The sequence below is a fragment of the Acetobacterium fimetarium genome (assembly GCF_014284475.1).
In the GTDB taxonomy this organism is placed as follows: Bacteria; Bacillota; Clostridia; order Eubacteriales; family Eubacteriaceae; genus Acetobacterium; species Acetobacterium fimetarium.
The window spans coordinates 109,197-134,450 of sequence record NZ_WJBC01000001.1; the positions used below are offsets into that span (position 1 = coordinate 109,197).

Genomic DNA, 25,254 nt, shown 5'->3' on the forward strand with positions numbered 1-25,254 from the left:
AATTGTAACATCGTGTTGTTTGCATCAGAACGGACACCTCGCAGAGTGTCCGAGCTGCAAGCAAACAACTGATTTACAATTGGTCGGTACGGTGTATAGAGTGTCTAACCGACTTCAAAGACATGCGGTTTCTCTTCGCCCCGCAGCAGCCGCAGTCCGCCGAGCGCCAGTGCCTCCATTTCGATTTCCCCGGGCATGCATTGCACCGGCGCGATAAAGCAGATATACGGCTCAATCATGCCCGTCATTTTCTTTGAAAAGGCCATCCCGCCGGTCAGGATAATCGCGTCGATCGACCCTTTCAGAACGGTTGCCATCGCCCCGATTCCCTTGGCAATCTGATAGGCCTGGGCCGCATAGATCATTTCCGCCTTTACATCCCCGTCCACAATATGCTGCTCAATCTCCCGGCAGTCCCGGGTGCCGAGGTGCGCTTTAAGCCCGCCGTTGCCGCGGATTTTTTTCAGCAGTTCTTTTTTTTCGTATTGCCGGTCATAGATCAGATCAACCAATGCAAACAGCGGAATGCTCCCCGATCGCTCCGGTGAAAACGGGCCGCTGTCGTCGGAAACCACATCGATGATCCGCCCCTTGCGGTGCGCGCTGATGGAGATACCGCCGCCAAGATGGGCGATCACCAGATTCAGGTCGGCGTAGTGCTTCCCCACTGCGTGGGCGTATTTTCTGCCCATCGCTTTCGTGTTGAGCACATGGCAGAAGCTTTTTCTGCTGATTTCCGGAAAACCGGTGATCCGGGCGATCGCTTCCAGCTCATCCGCGGAAACGCCGTCGTAGATAAAAGCCGGGATGCCCAGCGGCGCCGCAATGGCATCCGCCAGCAGGGCGCCCAGATTCGATGCATGCTCCGAGAGTGTCCCGCCCAGAATCAGGCTTTTCATGGCTTCGTTGACCCGATAGCCGCCGCTTTGAATCGGCGGCAGCAGGCCGCCCCGGCCGACAACCGCCGACAGCCGTTTGGTATCGAAGTCATGCGCCGCCAGAATCTGCATGACCGTGTTCTTTCTGAACGCAAACTGCTGATTGACGGTTTCAAACACCGCCAGATCCCCGTTCTGATGTTCAACCGAAGCCAAAAACAAGGCGGTTTCATTTTCGAAAACGCCAATCTTGGTGGATGTCGATCCGGGGTTGATGGTCAAAATAGCATAATTCATTATTTCACTCCTCCTTTTGAGAAATTACGATTTAAAGGACAAACTGAAGTTGCTTTGATGTCGGTTTCGCAATCACAACAAAATATTACCCATTTTCGTCAATTTCTTTTCAATCAATTGGGGTAGATACAATTCAGTGGTTAATCTGCCACCGTGCTTTTTTTTGTCGGACATATTCTTTAGCCGAAACATTTCCACTCATTATTTCAAATCATAGCATAATATCAAAAAGATAAGGAGAAAATTATGAAAAACAGAAAACATGGCAACGCTACGTCGTCGACGCAATTCAAAATCCTGATTATTCCGCTGGTCTTTGTTTTTCTTGGGATTGTCATCATCGGTTTTACTTCATCCTATTTAATCCGGGAAAGCCTGCTGTCAGATATGAAGAACAACGGATTTACCACATCCCAGCGTTTTGTCACGCAGCTGGAAAAAAACAACAACACGATCAAATCCCTGACCGATGCCAATGCCGGTATGTCTTCCGACCAAATCCAGACGCTGACAGAAAAATTCAGTTATCAGACGGCTGTTGATGGTTTGTCTGACGATCAAAGCGTCGTCTATGTGGCCATGATGGATAAAAAAGCTGTCGATATCGCGGACAGCGTCCAATCGGACATCGGCAAAGACTATTCTGACGATCCGGCGACGAAAGACGCGGTGACCAAAGGCATTTCCTCGGCTTCAGAATACTATTACGAACCTCAAAAAACAACCGTATACGATGTCATCTATCCGGCTAAAATAAACGGCGAGCTGATCGGCGCCATCGATATCGGCTATTCCATGGATAGTGTCAATGCTGCCATCACCCATAATATTCTTCTGATTTCCGGCATCGGTCTGCTGATCTTTCTGCTGCTGGCGATGCTGCTCTACCGGATTTCAAAATCCATTACCAGACCCATCATCGGGGTCAACCATATGATTCAGGAAATGAACCAGATGGATTTGAGTGAGCGACTGATGATGGAGCCCAAAAACGAAATCGGCGAAATGGCGGTCGCCCTGGACAGCTTTGCGGATAATCTGCAAAGGGTCATGAATGAGATTGACAATGCTGCCGGACAGGTTGAAACCGGAGCCAGCCAGATATCAATCGCCAGTCAGGCTTTGGCCCAGGGAACGACTGAGCAGGCCGGCTCCATTCAGGAGCTCACCGCTTCCATTGAACAGGTCGATGAAGAAACCAGGCGCAATGCTGAAAATGTCGATGAAGCCAATGCACTGGCCACGGAAGTTCGCAGCCATGCCGAGGCCGGCAACGACCAGATGTCACAGATGCTGGTTGCGATGGAGGCCATCAATGAAGCGTCCAGCAATATTTCCAAAATCATCAAGGTCATCGATGATATCGCCTTCCAGACCAATATTCTGGCTCTGAATGCCGCGGTGGAAGCTGCTCAGGCCGGTCAGTACGGCAAGGGCTTTGCGGTTGTTGCCCAGGAAGTCAGAACCCTGGCTGGCCGGAGTGCGGAAGCCGTCAAGGAAACCACCGAACTCATTGAAGTCTGTATCGGCAAAGTCAAAGCCGGAACGAAAATTGCCGATGAAACGGCTCAAAGCCTGCGGGAGATTCTTAGCCAGATTGATCAGGTCTCCGATCTGGTCAGCCACATCGACCAGGCCTCCAACAATCAGGCTACGGAGATCGACCAGATCACCATCGGCATCGAACAGGTTGCCCAGGTGGTCCAGACCAACTCCGCCACGGCTGAGGAAAGCGCCGCCGCCAGTGAAGAACTCACCAGTCAGGCAGAGATGCTCAAACAGATGGTGGATGTCTTTGCCTTCAGCCGCGATAACACCGGCTTCAAAAATGCTCCCCATCTCAGCGCGCTCCCGAAAGCGGCCACAATTGCCACTGTTGAACCCCGAACTGTACCATCGGCGATGGAAACCCTTTTTGAAAGTCAGCACACCATCAGCCAGGCTGAGGCTGAGCCCTGCATCGCACTTGATGAATTTGACAAATATTAGCATTTTACAAATTTTGATTCATTTCAAACCCAGTTTTTTCTATTTTTCTGTCAATTGTGTTCGTTTTTCATACACATTTCTACTGTTTTTCAGAATTTACTATATTTGTGCTATCTCTAAGTTGTATTTGTGTTGTATTTTTACGCTAATCCGTCAAATTTCTTTTGACTCGTCATGGTCAGCATAGTATAATTCAAAGGATGACATCGTTTTAAACGTAACAATGTTTATACCATTTTGTTCCAGACACAATATTTTGAAAAAAGGGTGATTTTTATGAAAAAGAACAAACGCTTCTTTAACCTGTCCAGTATTCGTTACAAACTTCTGATTATCCCGTTATTCTGTGTTTTCGTCGGCATCGTCGCCATCAGCATCACGTCCTCGTACCTGATCCGGGAAAGCCTGCTGACTGATATGAAAAACAACGGCTTTGTTACATCCCAACGTTTTGTGACCCAGCTCGAGAACAACACCAATGCGATCAATGCCTTAAAAAGCGGCAATAGCGGCGTACCAGCCGAGTTGCTTCAGGGTTTTTCAGAAAAATTTGGTTATCAGGCCATGGTTGACAATCTGGCCGATGACAAAACCGTTGTCTATGTCGCAGTCATCGATAAAACCGGCCTCGATATCGCCGACACAGTCAAAGAAGATATTGGCAAATCCTATTCCGACGATCCCGACACGATGGCAGCGATCCGGAATGGCAGTTCTTCAGCCTCGGAATACTACTATGAAACCAAAGATCAGATCGTCTACGATGTGCTTTATCCGATCACGATCAACGGGGAGCGCATTGGGGCCATCGATATCGGCTACTCTATGGATACTGTTGCCGATGCCATTACCTACAACGTCATGCTGATCGCCGGCATTGGGCTGCTGATTTTTCTGATGCTGGCTTTTGTCCTCTATCAAATTTCGAAGACCATTACCGGACCCATCGGCAAAGTCAACCATATGATTCAGGAGATGAATCAGGGTCACCTGAGCGAACGGCTCAACATCCAAACCGACAACGAAATCGGCGCGATGGCGCTGGCGCTCGACAGCTTTGCCGACGGCCTCCAGACGGTCTGTATCGGTACCCTCAACCAGATCGCCCAGGGCGACGTATCCGCCCAAATCGTGCTGCGGGACGACAAAGATGAAATCGCGCCGGCCCTGAAACGCACCATCGAAACCATCCGCAGCCTGATCGACGAGGTCAATCTGCTTTCGGCCGCCGCGGTGGAAGGCCGACTGTCCACCCGCGGTAATGCGGATGCCTTTGAAGGCGGCTTCCGGGATGTGGTTCAAGGTGTCAACGATACGCTGGACGCCGTGATTGATCCGCTCAATGTGGCGGCGGATTATATCAAACGCATCGGCAACGGCGAAATCCCGCCGCAGATCACCGCCACCTATCAGGGGGACTTCAACGAGATCAAGAACAACATCAATTCCTGCATCGACGGACTGGGCGGCCTCAAAGAAGGCAGCCGGGTGCTGGCAGCGATGAGCCTGAACGACTACACCCAGACGGTCGACGGCAATTACCGGGGTATTTACGCCGAAATTGCCAATTCGGTCAACGACGTCCAAAAACGGCTGATTCATGTTGTGGATGTCTGCAATAATCTGGCCAACGGCGATATGGGTGATCTGGCCGCTCTGAAAAGCATTGGCCAGCGCAGCGACAACGACCAGCTGATACCAAGCCTCATCAGCATGATTGAAAATATCGACAAGCTGGTTGCGGAAACCAAAGCCATGGCCCAGACCGCCGTCGAAGGCGACCTCAGCTACCGCGGTGATGCCGCAAAATTCCCGGGTGAATACGCCCTGGTCATTGAAGGTTTCAATCAGACCCTCGATGCCGTCATCGATCCCATCAAGGCCGCCTCAAAGACCCTCAACGAGCTTTCCCAGGGCAACCTGAACATCGTCATGGAAGGCAACTTCAGCGGCGACAACGGCAGAATCAAGGAAGACATGAACCGCACGATCGCCTTCCTGAAACGCTATGTGGACGAAATCACCGCCACCCTGAAAAACATCGGCGACGGCGATATGACGCAGGAAATCACCACCCATTACCTCGGCGATTTTACCGACATCAAGCTCGCCATCAACGAGATCACGACCAGCTTAAGCGAAACCATGTCCGAAATCAATGAGGCTGCCGTCCAGGTGGAAGCCGGCTCCCGACAGATATCCGACGGCGGACAGGCCCTGTCCCAGGGAACCACCGAACAGGCCAGCTCCATTCAGGAACTCACCGCCTCGATTGAGGAAGTTGCCGCCGAAACCAAGCGCAATGCCACCAATGCCAATGAAGCCAATGCGCGGGCGATCGAAGTCCGCACCAACGCCCTGACAGGCAATGATCAGATGGAAAAAATGGTCTCCTCGATGGCGGATATCAACGACTCGTCCAACAACATCTCCAAGATCATCAAGGTCATCGACGACATTGCCTTCCAGACCAATATCCTGGCCCTGAACGCCGCCGTGGAAGCTGCCCGGGCCGGGCAGCACGGCAAGGGCTTTGCCGTAGTCGCCGAGGAAGTCAGAACCCTGGCTGCCCGCAGTGCCGAAGCTGCCAAGGAAACAACCGTTCTGATCGAGGGCTCCATCGACAAGGTGGAAGCCGGCACGAAGATCGCCGATGAAACCGCGGTCAGCCTGAAGGAAATTCTCAATGAAATCGAGAAGGTTGCGGATCTGGTCGGAAAAATCGCCCAGGCGTCCAACGACCAGGCCTCGGAAATCGCCCAGATCACAACCGGGATTGAACAGGTTTCCCTGGTCGTCCAGACCAACTCCGCCACTGCCGAAGAAAGCGCCGCCGCCAGCGAAGAACTGTCCGGGCAGGCCGAAATGCTCAAGCAGATGGTCGGTGCCTTCCGACTCAAGGGACAGACCAGAGCAGCTGTCCTGAGCCCAACTGCTGCCCCGCCGAAACCGCAGACGAAACGGCCAGCTGAGCCGGTCATCGAACTGGGCGACTTCGGTTTTGACACCGGCAGCGACAAATACTGACAAACAGCAAAACCACTCCCCCAAAACAACAAATCCCGGAAACAGCCGTAATGGTTGTCTCCGGGATTTCTTTATGCTCTGATAATCAGCCGGTTGCGGCGATTGCCACCCCGGTGTTTTCTGGCTGATTTTTTTACTGCCCCGACGCGTCGAACTCGATCTCGATATCGCCGCTGTTGGTCGCTGCATTCAGGTGCTTGTCGCCGCCGGCCGAATTGACGATGTTCTGATCATCGCTGTTGGCATTGGCCGTGATGGTAAAGTCCGTCGCTTTTCCGGCGATACTGCCTCTGACATCGCCGCTGCCGGCGGCCAGATCAATATCATGGCCGGCGAGCGCTTTGAAGGAAACCTCACCACTTTCAGCGGCCAGTGAAATCTTTCCGCCGGCATTGGTCTGGGTCACTTTCAGATCACCGCTGGTCGTCAGCATCGTTAAATTACCGGCGATCCGGCCAGCATTCAGGGTGACACTGCCGCTGTTGGCCGTCAGATCGAGATCACTGTTCGCGCTGATGTTTTTGGCTTCGATATCGCCGCTTTTGGCATCGGCAACGATTTTGCCGTTAGCCGAGACATCGGTCAGCGCCAGGCTGCCGCTGGCCGCACTGAGCGACAGCTCCTTCGCCAGCTGAAGTTTGGACACGTCCACATCCCCGCTGGCGACGGACGCTTCAATCGCGCCGGCGTATTTGGCCGGTACCGAAATCGTGATGGCCCGCTCTCCGGTCGAAATACCGAAAGAGAAATTAAACCAGCCCCGGCTCGCTTGATATTTTGCACTCAGCTTGCCATCTGCTGACTTCGCGATGTTCCAGGTGCCGTTCTTGTTTTCCGCGTAATCGATTTTGATCTCGTCCGCATCTGATCCGACCAGCACTACATCACAGCCCTTGGCATCGACCGTGATCGCGGAGACCTCAGCCGCGTTGAAGGTCTGTGATTTCTCCTCATAGGGTCCCGCCGTATTGAATGCGTTCCAGCTGAAACCGCCGATCGCAAAACCGACAATCGCCAGCACAAAGCCGGTTCCAATCAGGGCCCCGGCGACGATCAGTAACGTTCTAGTAAGTGATTTCATAGTCAACCTCCCGTGAAATAAATAATGACTTAACCCAGCGCAGAAACAGTCCCGTCAGCTTGACTAGCCAGACCGACAGAATAGTCACGCCGAAAAGTGCGAGAATGCTGATTCCCAGGCACATCAGCCCCGATCCCAGCAGAAACACCGCGGCGTCGAAATTCTGAAAGATCAGAAACAGACTGCCGAAAACCCCGGCGATGCCGCTGAAAAGAATGGCCGCCACCGAAACGTAGAGCGAAATGATCACCACCCACACCGACAGGTACACCGACAGTATCACCACCACAAACGCCGCCAGCAGGGTGAACCACAGCGGAAATCCCAGCACCAGCAGGACGATTTCCCAGGCTTTGAGCCGTGTTTTCGGCTTCATTTTAGTTTTCATCAACGTGGTCAGCGGCAACTCCAGCATGGCTTCCTTGGCAATGTCATCGACATTGCCCATGGCACTGACCGCCTCTTCCTCATTCATGCCATCCTCGATCCGATCGTCGATCATTTCCAGATAGAACCCCTTTGTTTTTGCGACTTCATGCTCCGGAAGTCCCAGCAGTTTTTTCTCAAGACAGGATAAAAATTCAGTTTTATTCATTGTCAGAAACCCTCATTTCCTCAGTAATAAAATTATACACGATCATAACCTCTTTCCAGCTGTCCAGAAAAGCCCGGATTTTCTCCCTGCCGGTATCGGTTATTTTGTAATATTTGCGCAGTCGGCCATTATGTTCGACAGAATAGACATTGAGACTGTCATTTGACTCCAACCTTTTCAGAATCGGGTACAACGTTGATTCCGAGATATCCATATAAGGACTGGCATCCTTGATAATCTGATAACCATAGGAATCCCCCCGATTGAGAACGGTCAGCACACATGTTTCCAACAGCCCTCGTTTTAATTGGACGTCCATTATCATACCTCCTTTTGCGTTATACTATGTTACGCATAGTATAATCTGTCAACTATTTTTTTACCGAATAATTTCCCGCGCCGCCCTGGTCCGCTGCTGTATTCCCCGTCAGACAGCGGTTTTGGCGCCGTCAATGCGATCCGGATAAATTTGAGCAATAAAAAAAACGGCGGTGATGGATTTTTCACATCACCGCCGCAGGCGCTTGATCATTCATAAATTATTAGCAACTGCGAAACGCCTAAACGTCAAGCCATTATTGCTTTGCGGTTAGTTTCCACAACCAATTGTGTAACGTGTAGGCGAACAGTCAATCGACTGTCCGCCGTACAGTGTAACAATTGGTTCGTGCGAAACTGACCGCAAAGCTAACGGTACGTTTGCAGTTACCTGTCATTTGATGCCGGGTGCTACATCACCCTGTTCTTTGCCAGTAAAATGATCGACGACAATTTTAAGCACCGAAACACAATCAACCATATGCTCGTCAAACGAAAAATTCTGACCGGTCTGATGCTTCATCAACTCGAACATCGCGATTTTCTTTTCTTCCACATCATGGACGAAAAAGGCCCGGCCGTTTCCGATAATGCTTTTGAAGGAATATCCGTATTGGCAGGCGACGTCAGCTGTGATCAGGCGGTGTTCACAATCCATTTCAAAAGCGACCGCGCTGTTCTCTTGCAACGCCGCAATTTTCCGGCCTTCCCGGGCACTGTGAAAATAAATCACCAGCTGATTGTTGAGATATAAATAGCCGAAATTCACCGGCACAATATAAAGGCCATCCTGATCCTGCATCGCAATTCTGCAGATTTTACACTGCTCAATAATTTTCATCAGTTCTCTGATTTCTGTTACTTCCCTGTCTTTTCTTCTCATTTTCATCATCCTCCTTCAAAAGTCGCTTACATCTGCATTTGTTTTTAAAGTTGTCTTTATGTTTTAAGGGTTATAATACCACAAAAGCCCAAAGGAGTCCCGATGAAGCTTTCAAAAATTTTCCTGATCACAATTTTTATACTTGGCGTTCTTCCACTCGGGCTCTACGTCTATGCCCGTTATCTTGAACCCCATCGCCTGATCGTCAATCGGGTCAGTCTGGAAAGTTCCCGGATCGACGGCCCGCTTAAAATTGTCTTTTTCGGCGATACCCATATGGGAAAATTCAACAATACCGATCAGCTAAGTCGCATTGCCGATAAAATCAATGCCCAGAATCCCGATCTGGTCATTTTCACCGGCGATCTGGTCAGTGCCAACAAAAATCTCAGCGTTGACACCGATGCGATTGCCCAGGTGCTGCAGACGATCCAGGCACCCTACGGAAAGTTCTGTGTGATTGGCAATCATGAGTATGCAACCGCAAGGCAGTACAGCTACAGGGATCTGATGCACAGCGCCGGTTTTGAAGTCCTGGTCAATGACTGGCTGGATATTCCCGAAATCAATGTCCGGCTGCTGGGCCTTGACGACGCCTATGCCGGAAAACCGGACAAAATTCTGGCTGATGACGCACTAGACGACGCCTATAATATCCTGATCACCCATGAACCGGACATCATCGACAGCATGGATATCGATCCGGTGCAGCTGATTCTGGCCGGCCATACCCATGGCGGCCAGATTTCGATTCCCTTGCTGACCGAAAGAATTCTCCCGGCGGGCGGCAAGAAATACGTCAAAGGCCTTTTTGCGGTGGGCAGCGACGGGCAGACAGCCCTGTTTGTCACCAAAGGCACCGGGATGTCGACACTGCCCTTCCGGTTTCTGAATGTTCCCGAAATTGTTTCCATCGAAATCAATTAAAGCAGGACTGCGCTGATTGGTCACTTGATCGCCTGTCTGAGCCGCCATTGCCGACGCGCCGCCGACAGCCGCCTACACCCCGAACAGATCAAAAACCTGATCGTCCCCAATCGCCCGGGGACTTTTTTTGTCGGCATTTTTGAGCATGCTCTCCATCTTGTCCGCGATGGTTTTTTTGATCAGCTGGTCAACCGGCATCTCCCGCAGTGAAAAGAGCAGCAGCGGGTTCTGATCCAGCCGGGCGCCGACCCCGTATAAAACCGCCGCCACATGCTTGCACAGCCGGGCGCTGTCCGGGCAGCTGCAGTGAAAATGAATTTCTTGGGGCGCGGGAAACAGTCCTTCCTGTCGTGCGGTAAACAGACTCTCCAGCTCTTTTGGAAACTTGCCGGAAACCAGCTGTTCCAGCGATTCAATCCGGCGGTTGCACAGGGACGTGATCTGCTGCCAGGTTTTTTCATCCAGCGGATCAATACCGATCTCAACCCGATAGGGGGTGGCGGTGCTCCCCTGCACCAGGGCGTGGATGGCCCCGCTGTCAATTTTCAAATGCAGCACCGCCCCTTCCCGGACGTAGCTGCGCCCGCGGCCAATCCGGTTGCGGTAGTCGGCATAGCTTTCCAGATTCTTGTTCCAGGCCTTGCCCCACCATGTTTTGGCAATGGCGGTGCCGTCAATGACCACCGGCTCGATATCCGGCATGATTTTTTTAAGTTTCTCCATCGATTTTCGCGCTTTTTCCTTTTTCTGAGCAACGGATACATGGCCGTAATCATAATCGTAATAACTCATCTCAGATCCCACCTAAACTTAATAATTTCAGCAGCTGTTGATTGTCCAGCTCGGTAATCCAGCTCTCACCGCTAGCCTTGATAATGTCCCCGGCCAGCTGATTTTTTTCTTCAATCATGGCGTCAATCTTTTCTTCGATGGTACCGGCCGTAATAAACTTGTGCACCATCACGTCCCGGGTCTGGCCGATCCGGAAGGCCCGGTCGGTGGCCTGATTTTCCACCGCCGGGTTCCACCAGCGGTCAAAATGAATGACGTTGTTGGCGCCGGTCAAGTTGAGTCCCACCCCGCCGGCTTTGAGCGACAGCACCATAAAGGGGATGTACGCTTCGCCATTGAAGGTTTCCACCAGTTCGGTTCGCTTAGCCACCGGCGTGCCGCCGTGCAGCACCAATCCCGGACGATGAAAGATCGCCTCCAAAAACCGCGACAGGGGCTCGGTCATTTCCTTAAACTGGGTGAACACCAGCACCCGTTCCCGCTTTTCATAGATGGTTTCACAGATGCTCGCCAGCATTTCAAACTTGCCGCTGTGATCCGGCTTGTAGAGATCCTGACCCAGGTACTGATCGGGATGATTGCAGATCTGCTTCAGTTTGATGATGCTGGCCAGGACCAGGCCTTTGCGGGCGATGCCGACCGTTTCCTCGATTTTCTGGGCCAGTTCTTTGACCAGATTCTGGTAGAGCACCATCTGCTTTTTCGAAAGCAGCGGATACTCCTTGATTTCGATCTTATCCGGCAGATCCGAAATAATCGATTCGTCGGTTTTTAAGCGCCGCAGGATAAAGGGATTCACCAGATTTCGCAGTTTGGTATAGCCGCCGGGATCCTTCTTTAAGCCCTTGGTAAACCCGGTGAATGCTTTGGCGCTTCCCAGCAGCCCGCCATCCAGAAAATCAAACAGCGACCATAAATCCGACAGATGATTTTCAATCGGGGTTCCGGTCATCGCGATCCGGGTTTTGGCGGTGAGTCCTTTGATCGTTTTCGTCCGCTTGGTGCCCGGATTCTTGATGGCCTGGGCCTCGTCCAGAATGATCAGATCCCAGCTGATTGCCCCCAGCTCCGCTAGCCGCACCGCCATGCCATAGGTGGTGATGGTTAAAAAGACCGGGTCCGCCAGCAAGGCTTGCGGATGCTTTGCCGCCGCCGGGCCATGCAGCACACCGACCGGCATGGACGGCGCAAATTTGGCAATTTCCTTCTGCCAGTTGCCAATCAGGGATGCCGGCAGAATCAGCAGTACCCGTCCGCCCTGGCGACTGCGCAGATGTTCCAGCAGGGCGATGATCTCGACGGTTTTACCCAGCCCCATATCATCGGCCAGGCAGGCGCCTAACCGCAGGTCGACCATGTATTTCAGCCAGTCGTAGCCGGTTTGCTGGTAGGGCCGCAGCTCGCCGTGAAAACTCGGAACCGGTTTGTGGCCCCGCAGCGTTTCGGGATTAGCCATGGTTTCCTTGACATGACGGAGCCAGTCACCGGTTGACACATGGACCTCCAGGCCCGTTGTCGGGATCCCCAGCAGCTCCTGGGAGCCGAGTTCCAGACGCATCGCCTGGGCCAGGGTCAGCTCCTGCCGGTCGGCCAGCGCTTCGGCTTTTGACAGGGCGGCCAGGGCGGCCTGCAGCTGCTGATGATCAATTTCCACCCATTTGCCTTTGATCAGAGCCAGGCCCTGGGTTTCAGCCAGCAGTCCCTGGATTTCTTCTTTGGAAATGGCGGCATCCCCGAAAAAGAGACTTGGTTTGAAGGACAAAATGGCGTCCATCCCCACCTTGGCCGGTTCCTTTTCACCAACGGTCAGGTTGAGCCGCAGCTGATTGGTTTTCCGGCGCCACCAGTTGGGAATCCGGCACATGATCCCGGCTTCCTCGTAAAGCGGAATCTCGGTCAGAAAGACAGTCGCATCCCGGGCGGTCAGTCGCAGCGGCGAAAACAATTCACCGCTTTCCATCAGCTCTGAAATAAACCCGCTGCTATCGGCCGCCCGGCTGACGGTGGACAGCAACTGAATCAGCTTTTCGGGCTGGTTCTGATATTCCCGCAACGCGTTTTTCAGGGGCGTATGCAAGGCTTTTTTGCCGTCCTCGGGCTTGGTGGCATAGGTAGCCAGAAAGGCAAAGGGGTAGCGCTCATCTTCACTGTTCTCGACCAGATGAAAGAAGATCCGCCCGGCCACGTTGATGCCGGCATGATGCTCGGTCAGAAATGCCGCCACGGTGCCCGGATAGGCTTTTATCGCTTCCTGATAGACATGGGTCAGCCGCTCCCAGATGCCGACAAGCCACCCATCATTGACGTGGGCCATACCGTTGCCGAAAGGGATTATTTTGCGGATTTCGGCAATCTCATCCGCACTCACACTGAGATCCGTATTTTCCCGGGAAATCTCCAGATCTGGCTGGGCCGCGATTTTGCGGACGAATTCCGTGGTGATTCGATGCAGGAAGGCCATCGTCGGCGAAAGAAAATCAAGCTCGTCCTGAAATCCGAAATAAAACAGGGTCTGATCCTTATGCGCTCTGAACTGCGCCTGCCACGCCTGCTCAAAATTTCTTTTTTCCTCGGTAAAGCCTTTTTTTGCCACCGGCTCATAGTCGAGGATGAAGTCATCCTTCGTAAAGCTGGCAATTAATTCCGTGTAGTCTGTCATCGTTGATTTTTCCTTTATATTTTCACCCCGTTCGAGGAGTAGTTAGATTTTTTCTTCTTTGAATGATTGCTTTTTAAGCCAACTTTAACATGAATTTTTTGCGATGTCACTTGGTTATTTAAAATTGCCTAAAATCTTATTTATATTCACGCAAATGAAAAGCTGCAACGGTATTTTCTATCTCTTCAGCAATGACTTGCGCTTTTTTTTCCTTGATGCCAATATTCTTTGCAACCTCCAAAATATCCCGAAGACCCGGATTCTTTCCATTTCCATTAACGCAGGTGGCATGTTCGCCGCCGATTGAAACACTATCGGTCAAATCATAAGCCGGAGAAAGCAACCAGCCATTTTTTCCCTCATCATAGACAAAAGTGAAGTTTTTCGAATGGTCATCACGATTATGGGCAAAAACATTGAAGCACATCAGCCTGTACATCTTTTCTACCTCAGAAAAATCCTTCGTCAATTCCAAAGTCAGTTTCATCAACATGTTATAATCCAAATTGGGGATGCGATGAGAAGTCTCTAACATGCCACTCACCGAAAGCATATGAATACGCTTTTCTTTGCCACTTTCATCAAATTTTCTGTCAAATCTCCGGGTGCCAAAGTATCCCGGGCTGGTATTTGATGAAAAGAGTTTGGTTTCTGCCATCGCAATGCCGCATTCCCTGGCACACAAAGAATACTGATATTCCTGCCAGCCGATGTTTTTGACGTCTTCTGATGAAGGAAATTTAATGATCCAATCAATCTCATCAATTTTTGTTAAGATCTTCGGCCTTGCCCCACCAGAAGAACCACCAAGCCTGAACAGATCATCCAAATTATCCGAATAATCTGTCCTGAGCATATTTGCGCACTCAGCCGCAATTTCATCAAGGTCAACTGGCTGATTTGATAAATCAAAATGATGGATCGGTTCATAAGTCAAAGCGCCCATACCTGATGAACCAACGATTGCCAATCGGTCCAGACTACTGATCTCAAACGGGTTGATGTGATTTTTCAATAACAGGCGGTCAACCAGCAAACGCCCCCATCCGTCAGGAAGGCTGTCTGCAAATACGCCAAATAAGCCCTCAAATGGGTCAACTTTGGGAATGAAAACTCGCTGCATCAGCGGCAGTGAAAATGGGCTGATGGAAAATCCGTCAACCAGCCATTCCTTACTGTATTCAAATGCCACCTGTCGATTCTGATAAAGTGCCATCGTACCAACAAGCCTGCCATGATAGCGGACTGAGAGCTTTTTAATCTTGTTCATCGATTACCTCCTGGATGGATAAAAAGGGCTGATCCGCAAATAAGCTGATCAGTCCATCTTCGCAGCTTAAGGCGATGGCGATTTTTGTCAGCGAAATTAAGGAGATTTCACCGCTGCGTTCAAACCGTTTCACAGAACCCAAGCTCACTCCTGATTTTTCACTCAATTTTTCCTGTGATAGCTTCTGCCTTTTACGGATACTGCGAATGCGTTGGGCGATTATATTATCAATTTCATGGGGAGTTTTTTGACTCAAAAAATTACTGTTCATGGTTAATATATTAACTATTATCGCCATTTATGTCAAGTAATAGTCATTATATTAGCTAACTCACAGACTCGTTAAGTCATTATCCATCGCGTCCACATTGCTGCGGCACCATAAAAATGAGCTTGCCCCAGGCATCCGGCACCCGAAACCGGAAAACTGCAAGATTGAACATTTCGCATTGCCGCCATGTTTTAACTGCTATATTCAATGTTTTTCTTTACATTAAATTCTTCAATTGTTAAAATTAAATGATCAATAACCACAAATACAAAAGTAAAAACTACCCAAGAAGAGGAAAGGAATGTTCAAAAATGAATGTGACCTATTTGATGCAGACCGATCCACTCGCTGATGAGGCGCTGTTTTTTGACCTTTATCAGACCCAGGCCCCGGCCCGGCAGAAAAAAATTGACCGGTTTATCTTGCCTAAGGATAAAAAGCTGAGCCTGGCCGCCGGGCTGCTGTTTCAGGCAGGACTTGCCGACCACGGCCTCCGGGCATCGGAACTTACCATTGCCCATCATGAAAACGATAAACCATTTATTGTGGAGCATCCGGAACTGTTCTTCAACATTGCCCATTCGGAGAACCTGGCCATCTGTTCATTTTCCGACCGGGAAATCGGTGCCGATGTGGAAATGGTGACGCCGATCGATCTTGAGCTGGCCAGACGGTTTTTCGATGCCAGCGAGTACCGGGATATCGTCGCCGCCGCCTCCCCCGAAGACACTTTTTTTGATTACTGGGTGCTGAAGGAAAGTTACATGAAAGCCACCGGACGCGGCTTCAAGCTGCCGCTGGATGCCTTTCGGATTGCCTGGGCCGAGGACATCCGGGTTTATGAAGATGATATTTTAAAGCCCTACCATTTTTACCACACCACCGTATTTGAAACCTTCAAACTGGCTGTCTGCGTCAAAGGCGAACCGCCGGCGATGCAGCTGCGCTTCCTCAATGCCGCCAGCTTCACACAATCTCAAACGCCCCATCAATCTCTCACTCAGAAAGGAAAATCCTGAAGATGAAAAATTTCACTGACCGCCAGCCAATCAATGCCGCAACTGCCCCTGCCGAACATTCAACTGCTTTTGCCCAGCAAAATGATTCCCGGGCGATGGCCGCGAGCTTTGCTTATTTCGAGCGGATTTTCGCCGGCCTCGAAACCGATTCAAACCCGATTTTTGATTACCCCGGGAATATCAGCCAGAAAGGCGTTCCCGATGAATGCGTCACCGCCGCTGTCTGCGCCCCGCCGGAACTCAACGCTTTCCTTGCCACCAACAACCTGACCCCGGACGCCTTTTTTATCGGCGCCTGGGCTTATACCCTGGCCAAATTCAGCGGCCAGGATGAAAGTGTTTTCTGCCTTGAACCCCAAAACAGTGCCGATCCGCTGCTGCCGATTTTTATCAAAATCGATGAAACCGGCCTGATTTCGGACTACCTGAGCGGGGTCCAGAGCAATTATCAGGAGACCGTCGCCCACAATGCCTGTCCTTTTGAACAGCTGGCCGGGGAGCTGAACATCAAAGCCGATCTCCGCTTCGTCTTTCAGGCGGATACTGGGGTTGTGCCCGATCTGGGCCACGCCAATCTGGCCGCCGTCATTTCAGCCACAGAAACCAGCTTCACACTAAGCCTGCATTACCGGAGTGATCTGTACAATCAAGAGACCATCCGGCGGTTAGCTGATCTTTTCGAAACCACCGTTCGGGGTTTTCTGAGCGAAACCAGGTTGCTTGAGCTGACCCTGATTTCCGCGGCCGACCGGCTGGCCTGCGAGGCCTTCAACCGCACCGAAATCCCCTATGACACCTCCCTGACAATCGTGGCCATGCTGCGCAACCAGATGCAGAAGACACCAGATCATACCGCCCTGGTTTACAACGACGTGCAGCTGACTTATCGGGAACTGGATACCATCACCGACCGCCTGGCCAAGCATATCAAAAGCTTCGGCATCGGCCGGGAAGACATCGTCCCGATTCTGCTGCCCAAATGCGAAGCGATGACCATCGCCTCCATCGCGGTGCTGAAAGCCGGTGCGGCCTATCAGCCCCTGGATCCCACCTACCCGATGGACCGCCTCGCGTTCATGATCAACGATACCGGTGCCGGTCTGATGATTGCCGATGAGGCGATGCTGGCGCTGGTGCCGGAATACACCGGCCAGATCATTCTGACCAAAGACATCGGCACGCTGCCCGACAGCGATATCGTGCTGGAAGATCCCCGCCCCGAGGATCTGTTCATCATGCTCTACACCTCCGGCTCCACCGGTGTTCCCAAAGGGGTGATGCTGGAACACCGCAATGTCGTTTGCTTCTGCCAGTGGTATCAGCGCTACTACGATCTGGACGAAACCGCCAACGTGATTGCCTACGCCAGCTTCGGCTTTGACGCCAATATCATGGATACCTATCCCGCGCTGACCGTCGGGGGCAGTCTGCACATCATTCCGGACGAGATCCGCCTTGACCTGCTGCGCCTCAACGATTATTTTGAAGCCAACGACGTCACCCACGCCTTTATGACCACCCAGGTGGGCCGCCAGTTTGCCGACAATATCGACAACCATTCGCTGAAACACCTCTCCACCGGCGGCGAAAAACTGGCCGCGATCCGCCCGCCCAGCTATCCTTTTCACAACCTCTATGGGCCGACCGAGACCGCGGTGATCGCCACCAGCTTTCTGATCGATGGCGAATACGACAACATCCCGATCGGCAAGGCTCTCGACAATGTCAAGATGTACATCCTGGACCGCTACCAGCGACAGGTGCCCATCGGCGTGCCCGGCGAGCTGTGCATCGCCGGCCTGCATGTCGGCCGGGGCTATCTCAACCGGCCGGAAGCCACTGCCGCCGCCTTCGGCCAGAACCCTTTCTGTGATGCAGCGCCCTACGACCGCCTTTATTATTCCGGCGATATCGTTCGCTATCGACCCGACGGCAACATCGAATTCGTCGGCCGCCGCGACGCCCAGGTCAAAATCCGCGGTTTCCGGGTGGAGCTGACCGAGATCGAGGCGGTGATCCGCCAGTTTCCCGGCATCAACGATGTCACCGTCGTGGCCTACGATGATCCCAGCGGCGTTAAATATATTGTCGCCTATGTGGTGGCTGATAGCCCCGTCGACATCACGGCGCTCAATGCCTTTATCGAAGCGGAAAAGCCGCCTTACATGGTGCCGGCCGTGACCATGCAGATCGACAAAATCCCGCTGAACCAGAACATGAAGGTCAATAAAAAAGCGCTGCCGGTGCCGGTTAAGCAGCAGACCGATCGGACCCCGCCGCAAAACCCGACCCAGCAGCAGATCTTTGACTGCGTCGCCAAGATTCTCGGCCATGACCAGTTCGGCATCACGACCGATCTGCAGGACGCCGGGCTGACCTCGATCGGGACCGTGACCCTGAACGTACGGCTGTCGCAGCTGTTTGGAGTAGTCGTCAAGAGCCGCGATTTAAAAGAACATCATACCGTCGCCCAGCTGGAAGCCTTCCTGACCAGCGCCGCCGCGGCCACCCCGGCCACGGCCGCAACCAAGCAGGACGCCTACCCGCTGACCCAAACCCAGATGGGTCTGTTTGTCGAATCGATGGCCAACCCAGAGGAACTGCTGTATCATATTCCGTTCTTGTTTAAACTCCACCCCGATGTCGACCTGGCGCGGCTTAAAACCGCCATCGAGGCGGCGATTGACGCCCATGCCTATATCAAGACCCGCTTCTTTATGGATGACGACGGCGAAATCATGCAGCGGCGCCGCGACGACAGCCCCTTTACCCTGCGGATCCGCGACTATCTCGATAAGGACAAGCTGGTCACACCCTTTAAACTGATTGACGGCCGGCTTTTTAACGCCACCCTCTATCAGACCAAGGACGGCAACTATTTCTTTATCGATATCCATCACAGCATCTGCGACGGCACCTCGCTGGTGATTCTGATTGAGGACATTAACCGGGCCTATGGCGGAGCCGCCCTGGAGCCGGAAAACTACAGCAGTTTTGACGCCGCCCGGGACGAACAGCTCAGTCGGGCCGGGGCCGAGTACGCCCAGGCCGAGGCTTATTTTGCCGACCTCTTTTCCGGCTGCGACACCGACTTTTTACCCGGCCCGGACAAAAACGAAACCGCCAAAACCCTCGGCATCGTCAGCCTGATCCCGGAGCGCCTCGAGGTGGCCGCGGTGGCCAGCTATTGCGACGCCCACAGGCTCAGCCCCAACGCCTTTTTTGTCGGCTTGTTCGGCTACGTGCTGGGCCGCTACAACTACAAAGACCACAGCGTCTTTACCACCATCTACAACGGCCGCAGCGATTCCCGGACTGACCGCGCCATCGGCATGTTTGTCAAAACCCTGCCGGTTAGCTGCCAGCTGGGGAGTTCCGCCAGCCAGCTGTTTAGCGCCACCAAAGAGCAGCTGATGGACAGCATGGATCACGATATCTACTCGTTTGCCGAAATCAGCCGGGCCTTTGGCATTTCGACCGATTTGATGTTTGTCTATCAGGGTGATAACTTTGAGTTTGACAGCCTCGCCGGCCAGCCCACCGAAGCCCTCGAAGTGATGAGCGAAGGCGTCATCGCCGCGATTTCAGTGGAAGTGTCAATCCGCGAGGGCCGCTACTATTTCCGGGCCAGCTTCGAGAGCAACCGCTACGAAGACAGCTCGATCACAGCCCTGCTTGAGAATCTCGCCCGAGCCGCCGAACAGGCTCTGGTTAGCGATGATCTGTCCCAAATCCGGCTGCTCTTTGACGAAGACCGCGAAATGGTCGATGATCCACGTTACCACGGCCGCACCTTTGTCGATCTTTTCGGTGCCGCCGCCGCCGCCTTCCCGGATCACATCGCCGTCCGCGACAAGCGCGGCAACATCACCTACGCCGAGCTGGATGCGGCCTCGGATACGCTGGCTTTGCAGCTGCTGGCCGCCGGCGTCAAAAAAGAGGATTTCATCGGCGTGCTGGCCGGCCGGACCCGGGAATTCATCATCGGCGTGGTCGCCACAATGAAAGCCGGCGGCGCCTATGTGCCGCTGGATCCCGAATACCCGGAAGACCGGCTGCGCTACATGCTGGAAGATTGTGCGGCCGACATTCTGCTTTATGTCGACGACTACCGCGACCTGACCCGTTTTTACCAGCACCAGACCATCAGTCTCGATGCCATCACCGCCGGAATCCATCAGCCGGACAAAAGCTGGGCCACAGCGCAACCAGCCCCGGCCGATCTGGCCTATATGATTTACACCTCCGGCTCGACCGGAAAACCCAAGGGCGTGATGATCAACCACGGCAATCTCGCCAACCTGATTTTAAACGAAACCCTGAGTCAGGAGCTGGATGAACACACCCGCTGCGGCCAGTATTCCAGTTTCTGCTTTGACGCCTCGGTGGTCGGGATTTTCCCGGCGCTGGCCAACGGCTGCTGCCTCTATCTGTTTGCCGAAGAAGTCCGCAAGGATGCCGTCCAGGTCTGCCAGCTGATCAAAGACGAAGCCATCAACGTCGCGGTCTTCCCGACCCAGATGGGCGAAATCATCATCGACAACTTGACCGATGACTCCAGCCTGACCCGGGTCATCCTCGGCGGCGAAAAATTCAAGCGTTATTACGACCGACCCTATGCCACGATCAATGCCTATGGCCCCACCGAAAGCACCGTGGAAACCACCATCTTCACCATCGATCAGGCCTACCGGAACATCCCCATCGGGAAATCCCTGATCAATGTGCGTTCCTACATCGTTGACGAGCAGATGAATCCGGTGCCGGTGGGCGTACCCGGTGAGCTCTGCCATGCCGGCCGGCAGATTGCCCGCGGCTATCACAATCTCCCGGAAAAAACAGCGGCTGCCTTTGTCGCCAACCCCTTTGCGGTCGGCGCCGACGACCGGGTGCTCTACCGCACCGGGGACATGGCGCGGCGCCGCGGCGACGGCAATATCGAATACATCGGCCGGATCGATTCCCAGGTTAAAATACGCGGCTACCGCATCGAACTCAGCGAAATTGAAGGCGCGCTGCGCGCCCATCCCGGCGTCAGCGAGACGGTCGTCACGGTGCTCGAACAGGGCGGCAACCAGTATATTGTCGGCTACTACACCCGGCCGGAGGGGGCCATCGACCCCAAGGTCTGGCATCATCTGCTGCTGTCGCAGCTGCCCGAATACATGATTCCGACCTTCTACGTCCATCTGGCCAAAATGCCGGTGACTCCGGGCGGCAAGATCGACAAAAAAGCCCTGCCGCAGCCGGAAACCGGCCTCAAGAAGGCCGACTACCTGGCCCCGGAAGGCGAGCTCGAGCAGAAACTCTGTGATATTTTCGGCGCCACCCTGGGGCTGGAAACGGTCAGCGTCCTCGACGATTTCTTCACCATCGGCGGCACCTCCATTTCCGCCACCAAGGTGGCCATGAAATGCATGACCCAGCAGATCCCGCTGGCCTATGCGGATATTTTCGAATACAAAACGATCCGCAGCCTGGCCGCATTTGTCGAAAAAAGCGAAGCGGCGACCATCGATCCGACGGACATCATCAAAAACTTCGACTACCAGAACCTGCTGCCGGTGCTGGCCGAAAACGACGTGAAGAATCTGGCGGCGATCGCGCCGAGCGCCCTCGGCGACATCATTCTGACCGGCGCCACCGGCTTTCTGGGCGCCCATATGCTCCGTGAATTCCTGGATCATTACGACGGCAAAGTCACCTGCTTTATCCGCCAGGGCAAGGCCCGTTCGCTGGAACAGCGGATCAAGACGATGCTGGTCTACTATTTTGACCGGGACTATCAGGAACTCTTCGGAACGCGGATTTTCTGCGTCGAAGGCGATATCACCAGCCGCGAGAGCGTCATGAAGCTGGCGGCAGTCGAGGCCGGCACGGTCATCAACTGCGCCGCCTGCGTCAAGCATTTCGTGGCCGATGACACCCTGGAGAAAATCAATGTCCGCGGCGTTGAAAACCTGATCGATCTCTGTCTTAAAACCGGCCAGCAGCTGATTCAGGTGTCCACCGTCAGCATCGCCGGCGAAGGCATCAATGGCGCCCCACCGCCGGACAAGCGGATCCGTGAAAACGAGCTGTACTTTGACCAGAGTCTCGAAAACGCCTATGTCCATTCCAAGTTTCTGGCCGAACGGGCAGTGCTGGCCGCCGTCGCCGAGGCCGGCTTAGCCGCCAAGATCATGCGGGTCGGTAACCTGATGAGCCGCAACAGCGACGGCGAATTCCAGATCAACTTCCTCCACAATGGCTTTATGCGGGGCCTTAAGGGCTATAAGATTCTCGGCCAGTTCCCCGTCAGTGCGCTGAGTCAGGCGGTTGAGTTTTCACCGATTGATACCACCGCCCACGCCATTTTGAAGCTGTCCCAGACCAACCGCGAGCTGACGGTGTTCCACCCCTATAACAACCATACCGTCTATATGGCCGACGTGCTGGCCGAAATGAACGCCTACGGCTTTGCCATTAAGGTGGTTAGTGACGCCGACTTCGGCGCCGCCCTTCAGGCCGGCATGGCCGATGCCGAGGTGGCCCCGGCGATATCCGGGCTGATTGTCTACCTGACCAGCGATACTGTCAACAACGTCTACCCGATTGATCCCGAAAACCGCTTTACCACCGAGGTGCTGTACCGGATCGGGCACAGTTGGCCGATTACCAACGAAACCTACATGCACAAATCAATTGCCGCCCTCGATGGGCTGGGCTTCTTTGATCTGGACGAGAATTAAAGGCCACAAAAATCAGGCCGTGGCCAGAGGTTGGTGTAAACTACCGTACCGACAAATTGTTAATCTGTTGTTCGCTGCGCCATGCGAAATCCGCTGTGCTCCTTTCGCATTGGTCGCGGGCAGTCGCCAACTACAAGCAAGCTTATGATTGGCTCGTTGCCTGCGCGCAGGATCGGACAGGTTTATCAACCTGTTCGCCCCGATGCGTAGGGTCTGACCCCTAGGTCACAACATGATATAACAATTGTCGGTACTGGGTTATCTTTTTAAACTAACACGCTGGCCGCGGAACAGGCCCGTACCGGGGTCATGCTCGCGGTATAACCGACGCCGATTTTAAAAACCTGGTGGAACTACTAATATAATCACAAATATTGCCGATAATTAGAATAGTTGTTGAACACAAAACACAATTATTTACAAAAGAGGGGGTAATCGTGTGATGAATATCAATTCTATTGCTAAAAATTTATATACCAGCTACCGCAATATGACGGCCAGTCAAAAAGCGGCCGCCGCCAGCCCAACCGTCAACCAGACCGCTACCGCGAAAACGGACAGCCTTGACATCTCAGCTGCCGCCTTAGCAAAAATGGACAACCCGGATGATAACGAGCCGCTGTCGGCCACATCAGGAAAAGATGCGCTGCCGATCACAAGGGGCAAAAAAGCCCACAGTTTTATTATCCATTTCCGGGATTCGGCGATGGTCAGTCGCGCCGTGACGCGGGGTTATATTACCGTTAACGGGGTCGATATCCCGCTTTCGGATGAGGTGAAAAAGCAATTAACCGAAATCGATGCCCAGGCCCATGCCGACCGTGAAGCGGCTTTTTTTAAGCGGACGATCGACCATAATCTGGCGGTTGCCGAACAGCAAAGTGAGGTCTGGGCAAGCGCCTTCAAAGATTTAGACGAAGCCATCGAAATCGCCGCCAAGCTTTCCGCCGGCCGAAACGTATCCGACGCTGAGATAAAAAAACTGATGGAGATCAGTCCGCAGCTTTATGCCATGGCGATGGCGGCCAAGATGATGGCCGAAAGTCAGGAAAGACAGACCGAGCAACAAGATCAGCCTGAAACAAAGATGACCCGACCGGAACCAACAACCAGCAACAGCGCCGCCGCACCGCAAGGCGTCAGCGAGTCTGATACGGAGTGGCAATCGTATGAGACGCAAATGACGGTCTCAATGGCAGGGACGCCAACCGTTACCGACGTCGCTGAAGCTGAAGTTACCGTCAATTAAAAAAGCTGAAAGCCCTTATTTTGGGGCTTTCAGCTTTTTTTGCGGTTATCAGCGGTCAGGCGGCCGGGCTGTTTGATCGGGTCCAGGTTAATGATTTCATGTTCTGCTCCTCTGATCCTTTCGGGTTGCTGCTTTTATTATACCCGGTCAGTGGGGTTGATTAACAGCTTTTTTAACCGAATGGCAGTTAGAACGCCACCCCGAAGATCGCTCCGGAAACAAAGGGAATCAACCAGATCAGCCAGACGATCAGACTCAGTTTGTGAAAATTGGCCCGGGCTTTCTGATCATTCCTGACCAGCACCACGGTGGCCCAAACGGCATGAAAGAGCATCAGCAGAATCGCCAGCAGGCCGGTCAGGCCATGGAAACTCAACAGCGTGACGTCGCCTGCCAGTTCGCTCATCAGCATGGTGCCGGTGGTATCACAAACCAGACCGAGATAGAATACGACCAGATGCCACACCTTTAGCTGGCCCTGAAGCTTCTCACCCCACACCCCGATTGAATAGAACACCAGCGCCAGGGTTATGGCGGTGCTTGCATAAATTAACATTATAAATCCTCCTGATTATTTTTTGACTTTGATAAAACAAACCGACCCAGTATCTGAACATCGTTCATTTGCATATAAAAATAAAATCACTTCGTTGTGATATGATTCATTCCAGTAGCTGTTTCAGAAATAACTCAAAGGATTGATACCGAAATAGCGGCATCTGAACGATGGTGATGCAATTCATGATGATGAATTTTGCCGTTTCGTGAGCCCCCAATCTGATTTGGATGGTATTGTCCGCGGCGGCTCTGGTCAGTTCCGCGGCAATCAGGTCAATCAATTGGTCGATAAAACGATGATCTTTTTGTAATCCGCCATCGCTATACGCCTGATCCCCATAAAGCTCCGGAGTCAGCCAATACTGCCTGAAGTTGCGAATAAAGATCTCCAATTCATTAAAAACCCGATGCAGCTTCGGATAAATGTCAGCATCTGCGGCAATAATTTCCGCAACGGCATCAAGGAAGCGCTGCCAATAGTCGGTCATCATTTCGAACACCAGGTCTTTTTTGGTCGGATAGTAATTATAGATGGTACCGAGGGCGATTCCACAGGCTTTTGACAAAGCCCGCATGCTTAACTTTTGATAACCCTGTTGATATAAGATCTCCTTGGCGTGACTTAAGATCAGCTGTTTAGGATTTTCAATGATCCGGGCCATTGTCCGCCCTCCTTCCATCTTCAAATGAACTGTGTTCATCCTATAATA

At 52.7% G+C, this 25,254-nt stretch carries 16 protein-coding genes and 2 pseudogenes; 7 read left to right on the forward strand and 11 right to left on the reverse strand.

Annotation, left to right across the window (positions count from 1 at the left end):
• Window positions 1–104 precede the first annotated feature (104 nt).
• Window positions 105–1,175 (reverse strand): butyrate kinase, encoded by a 1,071-nt coding sequence (gene buk, locus GH808_RS00470; protein ID WP_186840838.1) that lies wholly within the window; start codon window positions 1,173–1,175, stop codon window positions 105–107.
• A 387-nt stretch (window positions 1,176–1,562) separates the two neighbouring features.
• On the opposite strand from buk, the pseudogene GH808_RS15705 reads away from it, so the two are divergent.
• The 3 genes and pseudogenes from GH808_RS15705 to GH808_RS00480 all read left to right on the forward strand — a co-directional run.
• Window positions 1,563–1,988 (forward strand): annotated as a pseudogene (locus tag GH808_RS15705) (hypothetical protein); the annotation flags it as partial.
• A 243-nt stretch (window positions 1,989–2,231) separates the two neighbouring features.
• A pseudogene (locus GH808_RS15710) lies at window positions 2,232–3,164 on the forward strand (methyl-accepting chemotaxis protein); the annotation flags it as partial.
• 276 nt (window positions 3,165–3,440) lie between these two features.
• Window positions 3,441–6,191: a methyl-accepting chemotaxis protein gene (locus tag GH808_RS00480; RefSeq protein ID WP_186840840.1), complete on the forward strand. Its 2,751-nt coding sequence runs from the start codon at window positions 3,441–3,443 to the stop codon at window positions 6,189–6,191.
• 133 nt (window positions 6,192–6,324) lie between these two features.
• Here GH808_RS00480 and GH808_RS00485 read toward each other — a convergent pair whose 3' ends face one another.
• The 4 genes from GH808_RS00485 to GH808_RS00500 all read right to left on the reverse strand — a co-directional run bounded on the left by GH808_RS00485 (window position 6,325) and on the right by GH808_RS00500 (window position 9,068).
• Window positions 6,325–7,272, reverse strand: coding sequence for a DUF4097 family beta strand repeat-containing protein (locus GH808_RS00485; RefSeq protein ID WP_186840841.1), 948 nt, complete (start codon window positions 7,270–7,272; stop codon window positions 6,325–6,327).
• Window positions 7,256–7,867, reverse strand: a complete 612-nt coding sequence (locus tag GH808_RS00490) for a DUF1700 domain-containing protein (protein WP_186840842.1) — start codon at window positions 7,865–7,867, stop codon at window positions 7,256–7,258. The genes GH808_RS00485 and GH808_RS00490 overlap by 17 nt, the downstream gene beginning before the upstream one ends.
• Window positions 7,860–8,186: a PadR family transcriptional regulator gene (locus GH808_RS00495; protein ID WP_186840843.1), complete on the reverse strand. Its 327-nt coding sequence runs from the start codon at window positions 8,184–8,186 to the stop codon at window positions 7,860–7,862. The genes GH808_RS00490 and GH808_RS00495 overlap by 8 nt, the downstream gene beginning before the upstream one ends.
• A gap of 393 nt (window positions 8,187–8,579) precedes the next feature.
• On the reverse strand, window positions 8,580–9,068 hold the full coding sequence (locus GH808_RS00500; RefSeq protein WP_243166039.1) for a pyridoxamine 5'-phosphate oxidase family protein: 489 nt from the start codon (window positions 9,066–9,068) through the stop codon (window positions 8,580–8,582).
• A gap of 102 nt (window positions 9,069–9,170) precedes the next feature.
• On the opposite strand from GH808_RS00500, the gene GH808_RS00505 reads away from it, so the two are divergent.
• Window positions 9,171–9,995 (forward strand): metallophosphoesterase, encoded by an 825-nt coding sequence (locus GH808_RS00505; protein ID WP_186840845.1) that lies wholly within the window; start codon window positions 9,171–9,173, stop codon window positions 9,993–9,995.
• A 72-nt stretch (window positions 9,996–10,067) separates the two neighbouring features.
• Here the strand turns inward: GH808_RS00505 and GH808_RS00510 are convergent, their stop codons facing one another.
• From GH808_RS00510 to GH808_RS00525, 4 genes are all read right to left on the reverse strand, one after another.
• A complete protein-coding gene (locus GH808_RS00510; protein ID WP_186840846.1) occupies window positions 10,068–10,787 on the reverse strand; it encodes an SWIM zinc finger family protein in 720 nt (239 codons plus the stop codon).
• A gap of 1 nt (window position 10,788) precedes the next feature.
• Window positions 10,789–13,446, reverse strand: a complete 2,658-nt coding sequence (locus GH808_RS00515; protein WP_186840847.1) for a DEAD/DEAH box helicase — start codon at window positions 13,444–13,446, stop codon at window positions 10,789–10,791.
• Window positions 13,447–13,582: 136 nt separating this feature from the next.
• Entirely contained in the window at window positions 13,583–14,716 is a 1,134-nt protein-coding gene (locus GH808_RS00520) for a type II toxin-antitoxin system HipA family toxin (RefSeq protein WP_186840848.1), read from the reverse strand.
• Window positions 14,703–15,014 carry a helix-turn-helix domain-containing protein gene (locus GH808_RS00525; protein ID WP_311135732.1) on the reverse strand — a complete coding sequence of 104 codons (312 nt, stop codon included), beginning with the start codon at window positions 15,012–15,014 and terminating at the stop codon, window positions 14,703–14,705. The genes GH808_RS00520 and GH808_RS00525 overlap by 14 nt, the downstream gene beginning before the upstream one ends.
• A gap of 284 nt (window positions 15,015–15,298) precedes the next feature.
• Between GH808_RS00525 and GH808_RS00530 the strand changes: the two genes are divergently transcribed.
• The 3 genes from GH808_RS00530 (at window position 15,299) to GH808_RS00540 (ending at window position 23,986) form a co-directional block, all read left to right on the forward strand.
• Window positions 15,299–16,006 (forward strand): 4'-phosphopantetheinyl transferase family protein, encoded by a 708-nt coding sequence (locus GH808_RS00530; RefSeq protein ID WP_186840850.1) that lies wholly within the window; start codon window positions 15,299–15,301, stop codon window positions 16,004–16,006.
• A 2-nt stretch (window positions 16,007–16,008) separates the two neighbouring features.
• Window positions 16,009–22,737 carry a non-ribosomal peptide synthetase gene (locus tag GH808_RS00535; protein ID WP_186840851.1) on the forward strand — a complete coding sequence of 2,243 codons (6,729 nt, stop codon included), beginning with the start codon at window positions 16,009–16,011 and terminating at the stop codon, window positions 22,735–22,737.
• 442 nt (window positions 22,738–23,179) lie between these two features.
• Window positions 23,180–23,986 carry a hypothetical protein gene (locus tag GH808_RS00540; protein WP_186840852.1) on the forward strand — a complete coding sequence of 269 codons (807 nt, stop codon included), beginning with the start codon at window positions 23,180–23,182 and terminating at the stop codon, window positions 23,984–23,986.
• A 187-nt stretch (window positions 23,987–24,173) separates the two neighbouring features.
• On the opposite strand, the gene GH808_RS00545 is transcribed toward GH808_RS00540, so the two are convergent.
• Window positions 24,174–24,542 carry an HsmA family protein gene (locus GH808_RS00545; protein ID WP_186840853.1) on the reverse strand — a complete coding sequence of 123 codons (369 nt, stop codon included), beginning with the start codon at window positions 24,540–24,542 and terminating at the stop codon, window positions 24,174–24,176.
• Window positions 24,543–24,648: 106 nt separating this feature from the next.
• On the reverse strand, window positions 24,649–25,206 hold the full coding sequence (locus GH808_RS00550) for a TetR/AcrR family transcriptional regulator (RefSeq protein ID WP_186840854.1): 558 nt from the start codon (window positions 25,204–25,206) through the stop codon (window positions 24,649–24,651).
• Between the last annotated feature and the right edge of the window lie 48 nt (window positions 25,207–25,254).